The organism is Georgenia deserti (assembly GCF_042680605.1).
Classification (GTDB): Bacteria; Actinomycetota; Actinomycetes; order Actinomycetales; family Actinomycetaceae; genus Allobogoriella; species Allobogoriella deserti.
The window spans coordinates 443,184-458,869 of sequence record NZ_JBHUEE010000001.1; the positions used below are offsets into that span (position 1 = coordinate 443,184).

General features: G+C 72.6%; 12 protein-coding genes. 7 read left to right on the forward strand and 5 right to left on the reverse strand.

Annotation, left to right across the window (positions count from 1 at the left end):
* Positions 1–5: 5 nt before the first annotated feature.
* Positions 6–2,513, reverse strand: coding sequence for a phosphoketolase family protein (locus tag ACFSE6_RS02160; protein ID WP_388002053.1), 2,508 nt, complete (start codon positions 2,511–2,513; stop codon positions 6–8).
* A gap of 170 nt (positions 2,514–2,683) precedes the next feature.
* Here ACFSE6_RS02160 and ACFSE6_RS02165 point away from each other — a divergent pair, with 170 nt between their 5' ends.
* Positions 2,684–3,625, forward strand: a complete 942-nt coding sequence (locus ACFSE6_RS02165; RefSeq protein ID WP_388002054.1) for an SURF1 family protein — start codon at positions 2,684–2,686, stop codon at positions 3,623–3,625.
* A 21-nt stretch (positions 3,626–3,646) separates the two neighbouring features.
* On the opposite strand, the gene ACFSE6_RS02170 is transcribed toward ACFSE6_RS02165, so the two are convergent.
* Complete coding sequence (locus tag ACFSE6_RS02170) at positions 3,647–5,380, reverse strand: ABC transporter ATP-binding protein (RefSeq protein ID WP_388002055.1); 1,734 nt, start codon at positions 5,378–5,380, stop codon at positions 3,647–3,649.
* Positions 5,380–7,395 (reverse strand): ABC transporter ATP-binding protein, encoded by a 2,016-nt coding sequence (locus tag ACFSE6_RS02175; RefSeq protein WP_388002056.1) that lies wholly within the window; start codon positions 7,393–7,395, stop codon positions 5,380–5,382. The genes ACFSE6_RS02170 and ACFSE6_RS02175 overlap by 1 nt, the downstream gene beginning before the upstream one ends.
* A 127-nt stretch (positions 7,396–7,522) precedes the next feature.
* On the opposite strand from ACFSE6_RS02175, the gene ACFSE6_RS02180 reads away from it, so the two are divergent.
* The 4 genes from ACFSE6_RS02180 (at position 7,523) to ACFSE6_RS02195 (ending at position 11,478) form a co-directional block, all read left to right on the forward strand.
* The gene (locus ACFSE6_RS02180) at positions 7,523–7,942 is read left to right on the forward strand and encodes a DUF3817 domain-containing protein (protein ID WP_388002057.1); all 420 of its coding nucleotides are present in this window, start codon (positions 7,523–7,525) and stop codon (positions 7,940–7,942) included.
* 157 nt (positions 7,943–8,099) lie between these two features.
* Positions 8,100–9,674 (forward strand): glutamine-hydrolyzing GMP synthase, encoded by a 1,575-nt coding sequence (guaA, locus tag ACFSE6_RS02185; protein ID WP_388002354.1) that lies wholly within the window; start codon positions 8,100–8,102, stop codon positions 9,672–9,674.
* Between the two features lie 46 nt (positions 9,675–9,720).
* On the forward strand, positions 9,721–11,013 hold the full coding sequence (locus tag ACFSE6_RS02190) for a glycosyltransferase family 4 protein (protein ID WP_388002058.1): 1,293 nt from the start codon (positions 9,721–9,723) through the stop codon (positions 11,011–11,013).
* 120 nt (positions 11,014–11,133) lie between these two features.
* Positions 11,134–11,478: a type II toxin-antitoxin system PemK/MazF family toxin gene (locus tag ACFSE6_RS02195; RefSeq protein ID WP_388002059.1), complete on the forward strand. Its 345-nt coding sequence runs from the start codon at positions 11,134–11,136 to the stop codon at positions 11,476–11,478.
* Positions 11,479–11,499: 21 nt separating this feature from the next.
* Here the strand turns inward: ACFSE6_RS02195 and ACFSE6_RS02200 are convergent, their stop codons facing one another.
* On the reverse strand, positions 11,500–12,009 hold the full coding sequence (locus ACFSE6_RS02200) for a hypothetical protein (protein ID WP_388002060.1): 510 nt from the start codon (positions 12,007–12,009) through the stop codon (positions 11,500–11,502).
* Positions 12,006–13,559, reverse strand: a complete 1,554-nt coding sequence (locus ACFSE6_RS02205; protein WP_388002061.1) for a PspC domain-containing protein — start codon at positions 13,557–13,559, stop codon at positions 12,006–12,008. Before ACFSE6_RS02205 ends, ACFSE6_RS02200 begins: the two co-directional genes overlap by 4 nt.
* Before the next feature lie 130 nt (positions 13,560–13,689).
* On the opposite strand from ACFSE6_RS02205, the gene ACFSE6_RS02210 reads away from it, so the two are divergent.
* Together ACFSE6_RS02210 and ACFSE6_RS02215 are read left to right on the forward strand one after the other, a co-directional pair.
* Positions 13,690–14,913: an ATP-binding protein gene (locus ACFSE6_RS02210; protein ID WP_388002062.1), complete on the forward strand. Its 1,224-nt coding sequence runs from the start codon at positions 13,690–13,692 to the stop codon at positions 14,911–14,913.
* Entirely contained in the window at positions 14,910–15,614 is a 705-nt protein-coding gene (locus tag ACFSE6_RS02215; protein WP_388002063.1) for a LuxR C-terminal-related transcriptional regulator, read from the forward strand. Before ACFSE6_RS02210 ends, ACFSE6_RS02215 begins: the two co-directional genes overlap by 4 nt.
* The last annotated feature ends 72 nt before the right edge of the window (positions 15,615–15,686 follow it).

Here is a 15,686-nt window from a genome sequence, read left to right on the forward strand (position 1 = left end):
GAGGATTACTCGTTGTCCGCGCCGGTGGTCTGGCTGGCGTTCGGGCCACCGAGCTCCGTGGCGGTCTCGCCCACGTCGGGCCAGACCCAGTCGCGCACGTGCGGGATGTCCTCGCCGTACTCGCGGGTGTACTGCCGCGCGTCGAGGCGGGCGTCGATCATCTGCTGCTTCAACGTCCCGTACCGCTCCACGAGCCCGGGGGTGCGGTCGAGGACGTCGATGACCAGGTGGTAGCGGTCCAGGTCGTTGAGCATGACCATGTCGAACGGCGTCGTCGTCGTGCCCTCCTCCTTGTACCCGCGTACGTGCAGGTTCGGGTGCCCGTTGCGCCGGTAGGTCAGGCGATGGATGAGCCACGGGTAGCCGTGGTAGGCGAAGATCACCGGCTTGTCGGCGGTGAAGATCGCGTCGAAGTCGGAGTGGGACAGCCCGTGCGGGTGCTCCTTCTCGTCCTGCAGCCGCATGAGGTCGACGACGTTGACCACCCGGACCTTGAGGTCGGGGATCTCCTCGCGCAGGATGCTCGCCGCGGCGAGGGTCTCCAGCGTCGGCACGTCCCCGGCGCACGCGAGGACGACGTCGGGCTCTTCGCCAGGCCGTTCCGTGCCGGCCCATTCCCAGATGCCCAGGCCGCGCGTGCAGTGCTTGATCGCCTCGTCGACGCTGAGGTAGCTCGGCCCCGGCTGCTTGCCGGCCACGACGACGTTGACGTACTGCTTGGAACGCAGCACGTGGTCGAACGTGGACAGCAGGGAGTTGGTGTCCGGCGGCAGGTAGACCCGCACGATCTCCGCCTTCTTGTTCACCACGTGGTCGATGAAGCCGGGGTCCTGGTGCGAGAACCCGTTGTGGTCCTGGCGCCACACGTGCGAGGACAGCAAGTAGTTCAGGGACGCGAGCGGGCGGCGCCACGGGATGTGGTTGGTGACCTTCAGCCACTTGGCGTGCTGGTTGACCATCGAGTCGACGATGTGGATGAACGCCTCGTAAGAGCTCATCATCCCGTGCCGGCCGGTGAGCAGGTACCCCTCGAGCCACCCCTGGCACTGGTGCTCGGAGAGCATCTCCATCACCCGGCCGGCGCGGGCGAGGTGGTCGCCCTCGTCCGTGTCCAGGTACCCGGCGTTCCACTGCTTGTCGGTGGCGTCGTAGACCGCTTGCAGGCGGTTCGAGGCGGTCTCGTCCGGGCCGAAGATGCGGAAGCTGTCCGGGTTGAGCCGGACCAGCTCACGCAGGAACTCCCCGAGGACGCGGGTGGCCTCGGCCATGGGAGCACCGTGTGTGGTCACGTCGACGGCGAAGTCCCGCCAGTCCGGCATGCGCAGATCCTTGAGCAGCAGGCCGCCGTTGGTGCTCGGGTTGGCGCCCATCCGCAGGTGGCCGGCCGGTGCGAGCGAGGCGATCTCCGCCTTGAGCCGGCCGGTGGCGTCGAAGAGCTCCTCCGCGCGGTACGAGCGCAGCCACTGCTCGAGGTCGTGCAGGTGCTCGTCGGTGTCGCGCGCGGAGGCGAGCGGGACCTGGTGCGAGCGCCAGTGGTTCTCCGTCATCTTGCCGTCGATGGTCTTCGGGCCCGTCCACCCCTTCGGGGTGCGGAAGACGATCATGGGCCAGCGGGGCCGCTCGCCGTCGGGGTCCTGCGCCGCCTGAGCTTTGATCTGCGCGATCTCGTCGAGGACGGTGTCGAGCAATTCGGCGAACCGGCGATGGACCGCAGCGGGGTCCTCATCGTCGAAGCCACCGGAGAAGAAGTGCGGGTTGTGGCCGTACCCGCGCATGAGCTCGGCGAGCTCGTCGTCGGGGATGCGGGCGAGCACGGTCGGGTTGGCGATCTTGTAGCCGTTGAGGTGCAGCACCGGCAGCACGACGCCGTCGCGGGCGGGGTTGAGCCATTTGTTGGAGTGCCAGGAGGTGGCCAGCGGCCCGGTCTCGGCCTCGCCGTCGCCGACGACGGTGAAGGCGAGCAGGTCGGGGTTGTCGAACACCGCGCCGTAGGCGTGGGACAACGCGTACCCCAGTTCCCCGCCCTCGTGGATCGAGCCGGGCGTCTCCGGTGCCACGTGCGACGGGATTCCGCCGGGGAAGGAGAACTGGCGGAACAGGCGCCGCATCCCCTCCTCGTCCTGGGTGATCTCCGGATAGGTCTCGGAGTAGGTGCCCTCGAGGTAGGTGTTCGCCACCAGGCCCGGCCCGCCGTGGCCCGGCCCGGTGAGGTAGAACGCGTTCAACTCACGCTCGGCGATGGCGCGGTTCATGTGGGCGTAGAGGAAGTTCAGGCCGGGGGTGGTTCCCCAATGGCCGAGGAGACGCGGCTTGACGTCCTCCTTGCGCAACGTGGTGCGCAGCAGCGGGTTGTTCAGCAGGTAGATCTGGCCCACCGACAGGTAGTTCGCCGCGCGCCACCAGGCGTCGATCTGCTCGAGGGTGGCATCCTCGAGCGGGCCCGGATTCGCGTCGGCTCGCGTGGGCCAGGTGGCTCCCGATCGACCGGTGGACGGTGACGTCGTCGTGGTCATGCCGATCTCCCTCGTCGTCGTGGTCGGCCGCCCCGGACGGGGCAGTCGGGCCTACGCGCCCAGTCTGGCCCAATATCCGCCAGGTCGGCAGGCCGAGAGCGCGTCGCACTCGTGCGACGGGCGCGCCGTCGTGCCCCGTGGCCGCGGCTGGGCCGACGTAACCTGGTGCGGTGACGACCCCCGGTCCCCGCCAGCAGCCCGCGGCGGACGGGACGGCTCGCGACGTCCTCCGCTCCGCGCTCACCCCGCGCATGCTCGGGCTGCTGGTGCTGCTCCTCGCCGCCGCGGCGGTGTGCGTGCGCCTGGGCGCCTGGCAGCTCGACCGGGCGAGCGTCCGTGGTGAGGAACAGGCCGAGGCCGAGCACCAGGCCGTCCTCGACCAGGACGTGCGGCCCCTCGCAGACGTCCTGACGCCCCAGACGACGTTCCACGCGGACCAGCTGGGCGTCCCGGTGGAGGTCACCGGCGAGTACCGGACCGACCAGCAGGTGTACGTGACCGGCCGGTCGGTCGACGGACAGGACGCGGTGCTCGTGGTCACCGCCCTGTGGGTCAACCAGGGCCCGCACGCCGGAGCCATGATCCCGGTGCTGCGCGGCTGGATCGACCCGGGCGACGTCGACATCGCCGGCGATGAGGCCGAGCCTGCCGGGCAGGAGACCGCGCGGGTGCTCGAGGTCCCCGACGGAGAGCAACGCGTCACCGGCTGGCTCCGCGACAGCGAACAGGCACAGCCTGCCGGTGCGGCGGACAACGTCGTCGGATCGATCAGCTCGGCCGAGCTGGCCGGGCTCTGGGGCGGCCCGACATGGAGCGGATATCTCGTCGAGTTCACCGAGGAGCCCGGTGGCGCCCGCGCCGACGTCTCGCCGACCGGCCTGCGGCACGCGCCGCCGCCCGGTCAGGCCGAGAGCACCGGGCTGAATCTGCAGAATCTCGCGTACGCCGTCGAGTGGGTCGTCTTCGGCGGCTTCGCCCTCGCCCTGTGGGGGCGGATGCTTCGCGACGACGTCCGCGGCCGCCGGGAGGACGCGGAACTGGCCCGGCCGGACGGTGCGGACGACGGCGCGGCCGAGCACGAGGCGTCGGGGGAACCCGCCCGGGGACGGTGAGGGCGGAGCCCTGCGTCGGGCTCAGTCCTGCTGCCAGGACCGCCACAGGGCGGCGTACTCGCCCTCGGCCGCGACCAGCTCCTCGTGCGGTCCGAGCTCGACGATCCGCCCGTCCTCGACCACGGCCACGCGGTCGGCGTCGTGCGCGGTGTGCAGCCGGTGCGCGATCGCGACCACGGTGCGGCCCTCCAGCACCGCCGAGAGCGACCGCTCCAGGTGCCGTGCCGCGCGTGGATCGAGCAGCGACGTTGCCTCGTCCAGGACCAGCGTGTGGGGGTCGAGCAGCACCAGGCGCGCCAGAGCGAGCTGCTGCGCCTGGGCGGGCGTGAGCTCCTTGCCGCCGGAGCCCACCTTCGTCTCGAGGCCGTGGTCGAGCCCGTTCACCCAGTCGGTCGCGTCGACGGCGGCGAGCGCCCGGCACATCCGTTCCTCGTCCGCCGCGGCGTCCGCCAGACGCAGATTGTCCGCGAGCGTGCCGACGAACACGTGGTGCTCCTGCGTCACCAGGGCGACGTGCGAGCGCAGGTCCTCCTCCGGCAGGTCGACGAGCGGGACGTCGCCGACCGTGACGCGGCCGCCGGTGGGCGGGTGGATGCCGGCGAGCATCCGGCCGAGCGTGGACTTGCCGGCACCGGACGGGCCGACGACCGCGAGCCGCTCCCCGGGTACGAGGTCCAGGTCCACCCCGTGCAGCACGTCCTGACCCTCCCGGTAGGCGTAGCGCACCTGCTCGGCCTCGATCCGGCCGTCCGCCGGCCGCTCACCGGAGGGGGCCCGGTCCGGCTCCACAAGGCCGACCCCGAAGATCCGCGCGAGGCTCGCTACGGCCACCTGCATCTCGTCCACCCAGAAGAGCAGTTCGGAGACCGCCGGCCGTACCTGCATCGTGTACAGCGCGACCGTGGTCACCGCGCCCACGGTGGCCAGGTCGAGGCCGACCAGCCAGGCGCCCCACAGCACGGTGGCGGCGACCGGCAGCATGAACGAGACGCCGAGCCAGAAGAACAGCGTCACGCGCAGCCGGAGCGTGACCACCTCGGTCTCCCAGGTGTGGTTGATCACCTCGTCGGTGTGCCGGCGGCGGCGTGGGCCGAGCGCCAGGGCGTCGATGGTGCGGGCGTGCTCGACCGACTCGGTCAGCGTGCCGTTCATCCGGGCCCAGGCGGCGGAGTTACGCAGGTAGGCGGGTGTCGCGCGGCGCAGGTACCGGCGCGTGACGATCACGAGGATCGGGACACCGGCCACCATTGCGATCGCCACGAGCGGCGAGGCGAGTACCGCGGCCAACACGGTGAGCAGGATGGTCGCGGACATCACGAGCACCTGCGGCACGCCGAAGCGGACCATCCACTGGATGCGGTCGACGTCGTTCGTGGTGCGGCCGAGCAGATCCCCGGTCCCGGCACGCTCGACCGTGGACAGCGGGAGATGGGTCACGGTGGTCAGGAAGGTCTCGCGCAGTTCGGCGAAGACCTCCTCGCCGAGCACCATCGCCGCGCGGTGGGCGAACCTGGTCATCACCGCCTGGACCAGCACCACGGCGACCAGCACCCAGCCGAGCCGGTTGACGACGTCGGCCGTGGTCCCGGTCGCGACGGCGTCGACCAGCCGGCCCAGCAGGAACGGCAGCGCGAGGGCGCCGACGGTCGCCAGGGCCTGCAGCCCCACGACGCGTGCCAGGCGTCCTCGGTAGCGACGCAGCAGGTCGAGCGCGAGGCGCCGGACCGTCGGAGTGTCGGCGATGGGCAGGTGCATCAGCGCACCTCCTGTCCTGAGCCGGCCGGCGTTGCCGGGGTGGCATGGCCGGCGGTCGGTGGGGTGCCCGCCGAGGAAGCGCTCGCGGTCGAGGCCCCGGCGGTCTGCCGGGTGACGACCGCGTGGTAGCGGGCGGCGTCCGTCTCCCCGGCGGCCGCCCGGTCGAGTAGATCGCGGTGCCGGCCTCGCGCGCGCTCGCGGCCACCGTCGAGGAAGACGACGTCGTCCGCGTGCTCCAGGACCAGCGGCGAGGCCGAGACGATCACCGTGGTGCGGCCGGCGCGGTGGGCGGCGAGACGCTCGGCGATCCGGGCCTCCGTATGCGCGTCCACGGCCGAGGTCGGCTCGATGAGTACCAGCGTCTCCGGCTCGGCCAGCAGGGCGCGGGCCAGGGCGACGCGCTGGCGTTGCCCTCCGGAGAGGGATCGGCCCTTCTCCGCGATCTCACCGTCGAGCCCACCCGGGACGGAGGTGAGCACATCGTGGGCGTCGGCCACCTCCAGCGCGCGGTGGAGTGCGGCGTCGTCCGCGCGGTCGCGGATGTCGAGTTCCTGGCGCAGCGTGCCGGTGAAGAGCTGGGGCGTGGCGTCCCCGACCACGATCCGCCGCCGGACCTCGGCCAGTGGCATGGCGGTCAGCGGAACACCGCCGTAGAGCACCTCCCCGCCGGTGTCGTCGAACCGGCCGAGGCGCGTGGCCAGCGCCGCCGACTCCTCGGGCCGCTCGGACACGACGACGGTGGTCCGGCCGGCGACGAGGCGTACGCCGGTGGTGAGGTCCACCAGGGGCATTCCGGGGCCGGCCGGCGTGCCGCCGTCGTGCATGCTGTCGGAGTCCCGGTCGCGCGGGGGCGTGTGCCCGCCGTCGGCGACCTCGGACTCGGCGATCGACCCGGCCGCCGGCTGCACGCTGAGCACCCGGATGATCTTGCGCGCGCCCACCCGCGCGCGGGTGACGAGCTGCATGAACTGGGTAGCGGCACGCAGCGGCTCGGCCAGGAAGGCGGTGTAGCCGTAGAACGCCACGAGCTGTCCCGGGGTGATCGTGCCGGCGATGGCGAGATGGGCGCCGTACCAGACCACCCCGGCGACGAAGAGGCCGGGCAGGAGGACCTGCATCGCCTGCAGGATGGAGGAGGTGCCGGCCACCGCGACACCGGCGGTGCGGACCCGCTGGGACTGCTCGGCGTAGCGGCGGGCGAAGACGTCCTCCCCGCCGATGCCGCGCAGCACGCGCAGGCCCGAGACGGTGTCCGACCCAAGGGCGGTCAGGCGCCCGGTCTCCTCGCGCTGTCTGGCCTGCCGCACGTGCAGCGGACGGACCAGGAGGGCGAGGATCGCCGTCGTCACCGGCAGGCCGAGGAGGATCACCAGCCCGAGCGGGACCGACTGCTGCAGGACGATGACCGCGACGAGGACGAACGCGACCACCGAACCGACGAACCGCGGGAAGACTTCCATCATGTTGCCGACGTGGAAGGCGTCCGACGCCACGGTCGAGACGACCTCGCCGGTGGGCAGGTCCTCGGAGACGGCGTCACCGGTCCGGGTGACGTGGTGGCCGACCAGCCGGGAGGTGCGGAACGCGCCGTGGATCCAGCCCGACGTCTCGCCGATGTGCATCAGGGCGCTGGCCGCAGCGCCGACCAGGCCCGCGAGCAGCAGCCAGCCGCCCGCGACGAGCAGCTCAGGGGAGACGCCGCTGCTGAGTCCCGCGTCCAGCGCCATGCCCAGCAGCAGCGGGACCGCGGCGAGCGACGCGGCCTCGAGGACGGCGAAGACCGACGCGAACGTGGTTACCCCGGCCTGCTGCCGGAACACCCACCGCAGGTAGGCGCCCGGACTCGTCAGCGGCGGGTGGCCCGGGTGGCCGCGCAGGGGAGTCAGCACGAGCAGCCAGCCTACGGACGGCCCCTGACGCGCAGCCACGGCTTTTCGGTGCCCGCTGCGCTCGGTGCGCCGGCGAGGGCGTGCCGTGGTGCGGCCGGTACGGCGGGAGGACTCGGTCAAGGTCATGATCACCAGTCTCAGACCTCAACATTAATTGAGGTCAACCCCCCCGCCGGGTGCACGTGACGATCTGCCGCGGCCGCACCGTCCCCGCGTCTGCGAAACTGGAGGAAACACCACGCCGAGGAGAACCGTGACCACCGAGCCCGCCCGCCAGCCGAACTCCGCCGTCGCCGAGCGTGAGGGCAAGGCTCGTGGCGCCTTCCGCTACTACCGCGTCATGGCGTTCGTGACCGGCGGCATGCTGCTCCTGCTGTGCGCGGAGATGGTCATGAAGTACGTCCTGCACCTCAACGGCGACGAGCCCGTGCTCGGCACGTGGGTGGCGATCGTCCACGGTTGGATCTACGTGATCTACCTCGCCACCGTCTTCAACCTCTGGTCGATCATGCGCTGGGACCTCGGGCGGGTCGTGGTGCTCATCGCGGGCGGCGTGGTCCCGATTCTGTCCTTCGTCATGGAACGTCGCGCCGAGCGGTGGTTCACCGCCGACCTGCCGGGCATCCTCGAGCGCGTCGCCGCCTTGCAGGAGCGCCGGGCACGGGAGGCTTGACCGGCAGGCGGGGCCGGTCACGGACCGGGCCGTCACGGTCGATATCCTGGCGGGCGTGAGCACTCCAGAGCCGGTCGAGCCGGCGCGCGCCGAGGATCCTGACGCCGCACCCGCCCCGGCCGAGCCGGGGACCGCGACCCCTGCGGCGGAGCCCGTCATGCCGCGCCCGGTGCTCGTGGTCGACTACGGCGCGCAATACGCCCAGCTCATCGCGCGGCGCGTGCGTGAGGCCAGCGTCTACTCCGAGATCGTCCCGCACTCCATGCCGGTCGATCAGATGCTCGCCAAGGATCCGGCGGCCATCATCCTCTCGGGCGGGCCGTCCTCGGTCTACGAGGACGGTGCCCCGGCGACCGATCCCGCGCTGTTCGAGACCGGCGTGCCCGTCCTGGGTATCTGCTACGGCTTCCAGTCCATGGCGCGCGCCCTCGGCGGCGAGGTCGCGCGCACCGGCACCCGCGAGTACGGCGGTACCGTCGTGGACGTGCCCGGCGGGTCCGGGTCGCAGCTCCTCGCGGGCTCCCCGGAGCGGCAGACCGTGTGGATGTCCCACGGCGACTCGGTCCACGCCGCACCCGAAGGATTCGACGTCCTCGCCACCTCCGAGGGCTCGCCCGTCGCGGCGTTCGAGGACCGCCGTCGCCGGTTGTACGGCATGCAGTGGCACCCGGAGGTCAAGCACTCCGTCCTCGGGCAGGAGGCCCTCGAGCGGTTCCTGTACGACGGCGCCGGTCTGCGGCCCGAGTGGACCCCCGGCAACGTCATCGCCGAGCAGGTCGAGGCGATCCGGGCTGCCGTCGGGGGCGACCGCGTGATCTGCGGTCTCTCCGGCGGCGTGGACTCGTCGGTGGCGGCCGCGCTGGTGCACAAGGCCGTGGGCGATCAGCTCACCTGCGTCTTCGTCGACCACGGGTTGCTCCGGGCGGGCGAGGCCGAGCAGGTCGAGCAGGACTTCGTCGCCGCGACCGGCGTCAATCTCAAGGTCGTCGACGCCTCCGAGACCTTCCTGGCCGCGCTCGCGGGCGTCACCGACCCCGAGGCGAAGCGCAAGATCATCGGGCGCGAGTTCATCCGCACGTTCGAGAAGGCCGCGCGCGAGGTGGTCGCCCAGGCGGACGCGGAGGGAACCACGACCGGTGAGGTGAAGTACCTCGTCCAGGGCACCCTCTACCCGGACGTCGTCGAGTCCGGCGGCGGTGAGGGCGCGGCGAACATCAAGAGCCACCACAACGTCGGCGGGCTGCCGGACGACCTGCAGTTCGACCTCATCGAGCCGCTGCGCACCCTGTTCAAGGACGAGGTCCGGGCCGTCGGCCTCGAGCTGGGGGTGCCCGAGGGTATCGTCTGGCGCCAGCCGTTTCCGGGGCCCGGCCTCGGGATCCGGATCATCGGCGAGGTGACCCACGAGCGCCTGGAGATCCTGCGGGCCGCGGACGCGATCGCGCGTGAGGAGCTGACCCGGGCCGGGCTGGACCGGGACATCTGGCAGTGCCCGGTGGTCCTCCTCGCCGACGTGCACTCCGTCGGGGTCCAGGGCGACGGGCGGACGTACGGCCACCCGATCGTGCTGCGCCCGGTCTCCTCCGAGGACGCCATGACGGCCGATTGGTCGCGGGTGCCCTACGAGGTGCTCGCCACGATCTCGAACCGGATCACCAACACTGTCCCGGAGGTCAACCGCGTGGTGCTGGACGTCACGTCCAAGCCGCCGGGCACCATCGAGTGGGAATGAGTCTGCGAGATTGAGTCCGGAGACTGAGCCCGGCGACGGCGGCGATATGAGCCGGAAGGCCGACGGCGGCGCCCACCCGCCGCAGGGCACCCGGCGGATCGTGCATGTCTCGGACTGCTTTCCTCCGCGCGTGGGCGGCATCGAGACCCAGGTCCACGACCTGGCGGTGGAGCAGGCGCGGCGCGGGGCGGACGTCCACGTGCTCACGGCGACGGCGGATCCCGCGCTGCCCGGTGGTGGCCGCCGGGCGGTGACGACGACGGTCGACGGGGTCACGGTTCACCGGCTGGCCTCGGTGGCGACCTTCGGACTGCCCTTCCATCCGCTCGAGGACCTGCTGCTGCCGCCGGTGCTGCGCGCACTGCAGCCCGATGTCGTCCACGTCCACGCCGGAGTGGTCTCGCCGTTCGCCTACGCCGGCGCCCGCGCCGCCCGCCGTGCCGGGTTGCCGCTGGCGGTCACCTGGCACTGCATGCTGGACGGCATCGCACCGTTCTACGCCGCGGGGGCCCGGGTGCTCGGGTGGGGTCGCGCCCGATTCGCGGCGAGCGCGGTCTCCGGGGTGGCGGCCGAGCGGGTGGCCGCCGTCCTCGGCAGGGACGATGTCGCCGTCGTGCCCAACGGGTTGGACGTGGTGTCTTGGAGCCCGGATGCCGGCGGACCGGTGCCCTCGTCCGGGAGTGCGGAGCCGGCAGTGTCGGGAGTCGAGCGGTCGGAAGACGAGCGGCCCGGACATGCGGAAGTCTCCGGGCCGCTCCGGGTGGTCGCCACGCAGCGACTGGCGCCACGCAAGCGGGCGGTGCCGCTGGTGCGCATCCTCGCCGCGGTGCACGAGCGGCTCGGCCGGGACGAGGCCGGCCGCCCGCGCGTGCACGCCGAGCTCATCGGCGGCGGGCCGGCGACCTCCGCGGTGCGCTCCGAGGTGGAGCGACGGGGACTCGGTGACGTGGTCTCGGTCCTGGGCCGGCTACCCCGCACGGAGCTGGCGTCCCGGTACGCCGGACGGCACGTGTTCCTCGCGCCCGCGCGGCTGGAGGCGTTCGGGATCGCCGCGCTCGAGGCCCGGGCAGCCGGGCTCGCCGTGGTCGCCGGTCGTGGCACCGGGATCAGCCAGTTCGTCACCGACGGCGTCGACGGACTGCTCACGCCCGACCGCGCGGACGGGCTCGATGACGCCGCTGCCGACCAAGCCCTGGCCGACGCGTTGGTGCGCCTCGCGACCGAGAAGGGTCTGCTCGCCGCCATCCTCCGGCACACGCGCGAGGTCCCACCGGCCGCGGACTGGTCGGACGTGGTACGGGCGGCGGATCGGCTGTACGAGTCGGCACGGCGGACCTGACGAGCTCGAAGGACAGTCAGAGCTCACGGGGCTGGCGAACCAAGCGATCGCACGAGCGGGGCAACCTGCTGTCGATCAGTTCCTGCGTGAGTCGGAGCGGAGGCTCGAGGACGTCGAGTGGTGATCCGGCACAGCGACGTGGTCTGGGTCGACTTCGCCCATCCCGAAGGCTCGACGCCGGGCAAGGTCCGTCCTGCGGTGGTGTGGCAGGAGGACTGGCTGCTCGCCTCGGCGATCGCCACCGTGCTGGTGGTGCCGTTGACCTCCAATACGGCCCTGGAGGTGTTCCCGGGCAATGTCCTGATTCCGGCTGAGGTCTCCGGGCTCGACAAGGACTCGGTGGCGGTCGTCTCGCAGCTCGGGCCGGTCAGTCGTGAGTACCTCGACCCGTATCCGGCCGGACACGTGCCGGCGTACCTCTCGGCGAGGATCGCGGCCGGTGTCCGCCTGGTCACGGGGACCTGACACGGAGGTTCCGGGCGTCGATTACTTGGGTGATCGGCGCTGGAGCAGCGGGCTGGCCAGCAGGATCACCGCCGCGACGACGAGCAGGGCGGCGAGGGCGAGCTGCAGGTCGAGCCGGAATCCGAGGCCGGTGACGATCGCGCCGAGGCCGATGAGGGCGATGAGGATGCCGAAGACCAGCGTGCCGGTGCGGATCCGGCGTGGTAGCTCCTCCGAACGCTCGGACAGGGTCGCCGCGGACCACACCGGCGGCTCGTCCCCGTCCGACCGCTCGGACGCGGGCCGCCAAGGGGTGGCGCCGGCCGGACCGGACGGTGCTCCCGGCTCGGGCGCCGGTGGGCCCGCGGGCTCGCCGGCCTGCTGCACGGGCTCGTCGGCAGGCTCCGAGCCGGCGTAGTCGAGGGGTTGGGTGGTCGGTTCCTCGGTGGCGTGCCCGAGCGGCTGGGTGGCCGGTTCCTCGGCGGCGTGCCCGAGTGGCTGGGTGGCCGGGTCACTGTCCGGTGTGGGGGTCTCGGCGGGTCGGTCGCTCACGGGGTCTCCTCGAGTCGGATGTTTCCGCCGCCGACCGTGGCGCGGATGATGAGGTCCGGGTCGTTCTCCTGCGCCTGCGGCGAGCGGTAGGTGCCGTCGAACATGCCCTCCATGCGGAAGACGCGGTCGAGCTCGTGGTACGTCGTCCCGCTGCCGTCGTCCCGGACGAACGGCCCGGTCCATCCGCCGCCGGTCTCCGCGAACAGCCGGCCGCCGCCCATCTGGACGGTGAACTCGACGGCGGCGTCGGAGGGTACGACCAGCCGCAGGTCCCCGGCGGCCATGCTGATGGGCACGACGACCGGCTCGGCCCGGTCGAGGTCCAGCGCAGTCAAGCGGACGTCCATGTCGCCGGCGACCAGGGAGTAGCCCGCCTCGGCGTCGGAGACGGACACCGGAACATGTGTGCGCTCACCGAAGGAACCGGGGCCCTGCCAGGAGACGTTCCAGTCCTCGGAGACCGTGGCGCCCGCCGTCACCGGCGCCATGACGAGGGCGAACAGCACGCCGAGCGCGGTCAGGCCGCGGCCCCTGCGGCCTCGCAGGGCGGTGACGGTCACCCCGAGTCCGAAGATCAGCACGATAGCGCCGCACCCCACCAGCGCGAGCGCCCACGGATGACCGGCCGGGCCCAGGCTCCAGCCCACGCTGTCCCACAGGAGCATGAGCGCGAGGACGAGCAGGCTCAGGCCGACGACGATGGCACTGGTCACCCGCCCGGGCCCGGGCACCCGTGGGCGCGGCGGCCGCGGCGGAGGTGAGGGTGGCGGTGTTGCCGTCGATCCTGTCGAGGTCGGCGTCGTGGGCGGTGGGCCGGCGGGCCCCGATGTCGCCGGTGGGGTCCCGTACGCCGCCTGACCGTACGCCGTGGTCGGTGCGCTGGCCTGGTCCGGACCTGCCCCGTCCGTGCCGGGGGTCACACCGCCCGCTGCGGGCGCGGTGGGTCCAGGACCGCTCGGCTGCGCTTCCGAGGCCGGTGCGGTCGCTCCGTGCGGCTGTCCCGCGGCGGGCGGTGGCGACGTCGACGGGCCGCCGCCGTCGCGGCCACGCGCGACGAGTGCGACGAGGAACCCGACGAGTGCCGCGATCAGCAGGAAGAACCACCCGGCCGCCCAGAACTCGTCGAACCACCAGAAACCGGGCCGGACGAGACCGATGAGGACGAAGACGGCGGCACCGGCGAGTGCGGCGTCGACGTTCCCGCGCAGCGCCTCCTGCAGGTGGATCCGGCCGTCCGACTCCTCGGGCAGGAGGGCCCATCCGAGCCCGTACAGCAGCAGGCCGAGTCCGCCGAAGAACGTCATCACGACCAGGACGCCGCGGACCAGCAGCGGGTCGATGCTCAGGCGCCGCGCGAGTCCGCCCGCGACACCACCGATCCACCGCTCGTCCGTCCGCCAGATCCCGGTGCGGCGCATGGATTCGAAGAACCCCGATGCCGGGGCCGACCGGTACGGCGCTGCGCCGTGCGGCGGCGCGGTACCGGGGGCGCCGCCGGCGCTCGGCGTCTGCCGGGGACCCTCGGGCCCCGTGCTGCCAGGTGTGCTCATGACATCCAGGGAACGCCACCGCGGCCGGCAGACACCATCGGGGAGCACCCTGGCCCGACCCTGAATCCGCCGCCCATGGCCCCTGGATTCCGGCTCCGGGCCCTCCGATGCCCGGGGTGCACGTGTGACGATGAGGCCCGTGAGCACCTCTGCCGCGCCGCCCACCGGGCGCCTGCCGTTGCGCCGCCCCCGCTCGGGCCGGCGCCTCGCCGGTGTGTGCGCGGGCGTGGCCGTGCACCTCGGCGTCGAGCGCAGATGGGTGCGTCTGGCCTGGTTCGTCAGCATCTTCGCGCTCGGGGCGGGCGCGCTGATGTACCTGTGGCTGTGGTTGACGGTCCCCGCCGGCGACCCGGCCGAGGCCGCCCGCCCCCCGGCACTCTCGCGCCTGACCCCGCGGTTGCGCGATACCCGCTCCGGCTCCGTCACCCGCGACGCCGTCCTCGCGGCGGTCCTTCTCCTGGCCGCTATCCAGCTCCTCATCTGGCGCAACAACGCAGACTCGGCCGTGCCGTGGCTCATGCCGGCGCTGCTCGTCGCCGCCGGTGCCGCGCTCGCCTGGGGGCAGCTCGCCTCCGCCAACCGGGGGGAGGCCACCCCCGGAAACGTCGTCGTCCGCGTCGGGGCCGGTGTCTTCCTCGCCGTTGTCGGAGCGCTGCTGGTGGTGGCCCCGGGTCGCACGGTGCCCGAGATGATCGAGGCCACGCTCGGTGGCCTGGCGATCCTGGCGGGGATCGCCGTCGTCCTCGCGCCGCTGCTGCTCAAACTCGTCCGCGATCTCGGGGCCGAGCGGGAGGCGCGGGCCCGTGAGTCCGAGCGTGCGGACATCGCCGCCCATCTGCACGATTCGGTCTTGCAGACGCTCGCGCTGATCCGGGCGCGCTCCCACGACGACGACGTCGCGCGCCTGGCTCGGTCTCAAGAGCGGGAACTGCGCGAGTGGCTCTACACCGACCGTCCCGCCCCGGGCACCTCGACGGCCGACGTCGTCCGCCGCGTCGCGGGCGAGGTGGAGGACATCCGCGGGGTGCCGATCGACGTCGTCACCGCCGGGGACGCCACGCCGGACGAGGAGACCGACGTCCTGGCCGCCGCGACCCGGGAGGCGCTGACGAACGCCGTGGCGCACGGCAGGCCGCCCGTCAGCCTGTACGTCGAGGTGACACCGGAGGCGACCGAGGTCTTCGTGCGGGACCGCGGCGAGGGCTTCGACCTCGACGCCGTCCCGGACGACCGGCACGGGGTGCGGCGCTCGATCATCGACCGCATGGAGCGGCACGGCGGCCGCGCGCGAGTACGGTCGACGTCGAACGGCACCGAGGTCCACCTGGTCATGCCACGAAAGGGACAACAGTGAGCGAGACGGACACCACGGCAGCCGGCCCGGCCGGCGGCGACGCGCCGATCCGGGTGCTCCTCGTCGACGACCACGCGATGGTCCGGTCCGGGGTGCGCACCGAACTGGCGCAGCATGCGCCCGATCTCGACATCGTCGGCGAGGCCGAGGACGTCGAGGGAGCGGTCGCGGCGGTGCAGGCACTGCGGCCCGACGTCGTCCTGCTCGACGTCCACCTGCCCGGGGGACAGGGCGGTGGGGGAGCCGAGGTCGTCTCGGCGTGTACCGCCCTGCTGCCCGTCACCCGCTTCCTCGCGTTGTCCGTCTCCGACGCGAGCGAGGACGTCGTCGCCGTCATTCGCGCCGGCGCGCGCGGCTACGTCACCAAAGCGATCAGCGCCCCGGATCTCGCCGGCGCGGTGCGCCGGGTGGCTGCCGGGGACGCGGCGTTCTCCCCACGCCTCGCCGGGTTCGTGCTCGACGCGTTCGGCACTGGTGTGGGTGACCTCGCCGTGCGCGACGACGAGCTGGACCGGCTCACCTCGCGCGAGCGGGAGGTGATGCGGCTCATCGCCCGCGGCTACACGTACAAGGAGGTCGCCGCGGAGCTGTTCATCTCGATCAAGACGGTCGAGACGCACGTCTCGGCGGTGCTGCGCAAGCTGCAGTTGTCCTCGCGGCACGAACTCACCCGCTGGGCCGCCGACCGCCGCCTGCTCTGACCGCGCGGGACACCCGGGCCTCGGGTGTCCGATGCGAGCTGTAGCCGGCTGTGGCCAGCGATCTACTACACG

Excerpts from the sequence above, each read along its gene's own strand:
- ACFSE6_RS02175 (WP_388002056.1), bottom strand. The coding sequence starts at position 7,395 with ATGACCTTGACCGAGTCCTCCCGCCGTACCGGCCGCACCACGGCACGC.
- ACFSE6_RS02210 (WP_388002062.1), top strand. The coding sequence starts at position 13,690 with ATGAGGCCCGTGAGCACCTCTGCCGCGCCGCCCACCGGGCGCCTGCCG.
- ACFSE6_RS02160 (WP_388002053.1), bottom strand. The coding sequence starts at position 2,513 with ATGACCACGACGACGTCACCGTCCACCGGTCGATCGGGAGCCACCTGG.
- ACFSE6_RS02170 (WP_388002055.1), bottom strand. The coding sequence starts at position 5,380 with ATGCACCTGCCCATCGCCGACACTCCGACGGTCCGGCGCCTCGCGCTC.
- ACFSE6_RS02190 (WP_388002058.1), top strand. The coding sequence starts at position 9,721 with ATGAGCCGGAAGGCCGACGGCGGCGCCCACCCGCCGCAGGGCACCCGG.
- guaA (WP_388002354.1), top strand. The coding sequence starts at position 8,100 with ATGCCGCGCCCGGTGCTCGTGGTCGACTACGGCGCGCAATACGCCCAG.
- ACFSE6_RS02205 (WP_388002061.1), bottom strand. The coding sequence starts at position 13,559 with ATGAGCACACCTGGCAGCACGGGGCCCGAGGGTCCCCGGCAGACGCCG.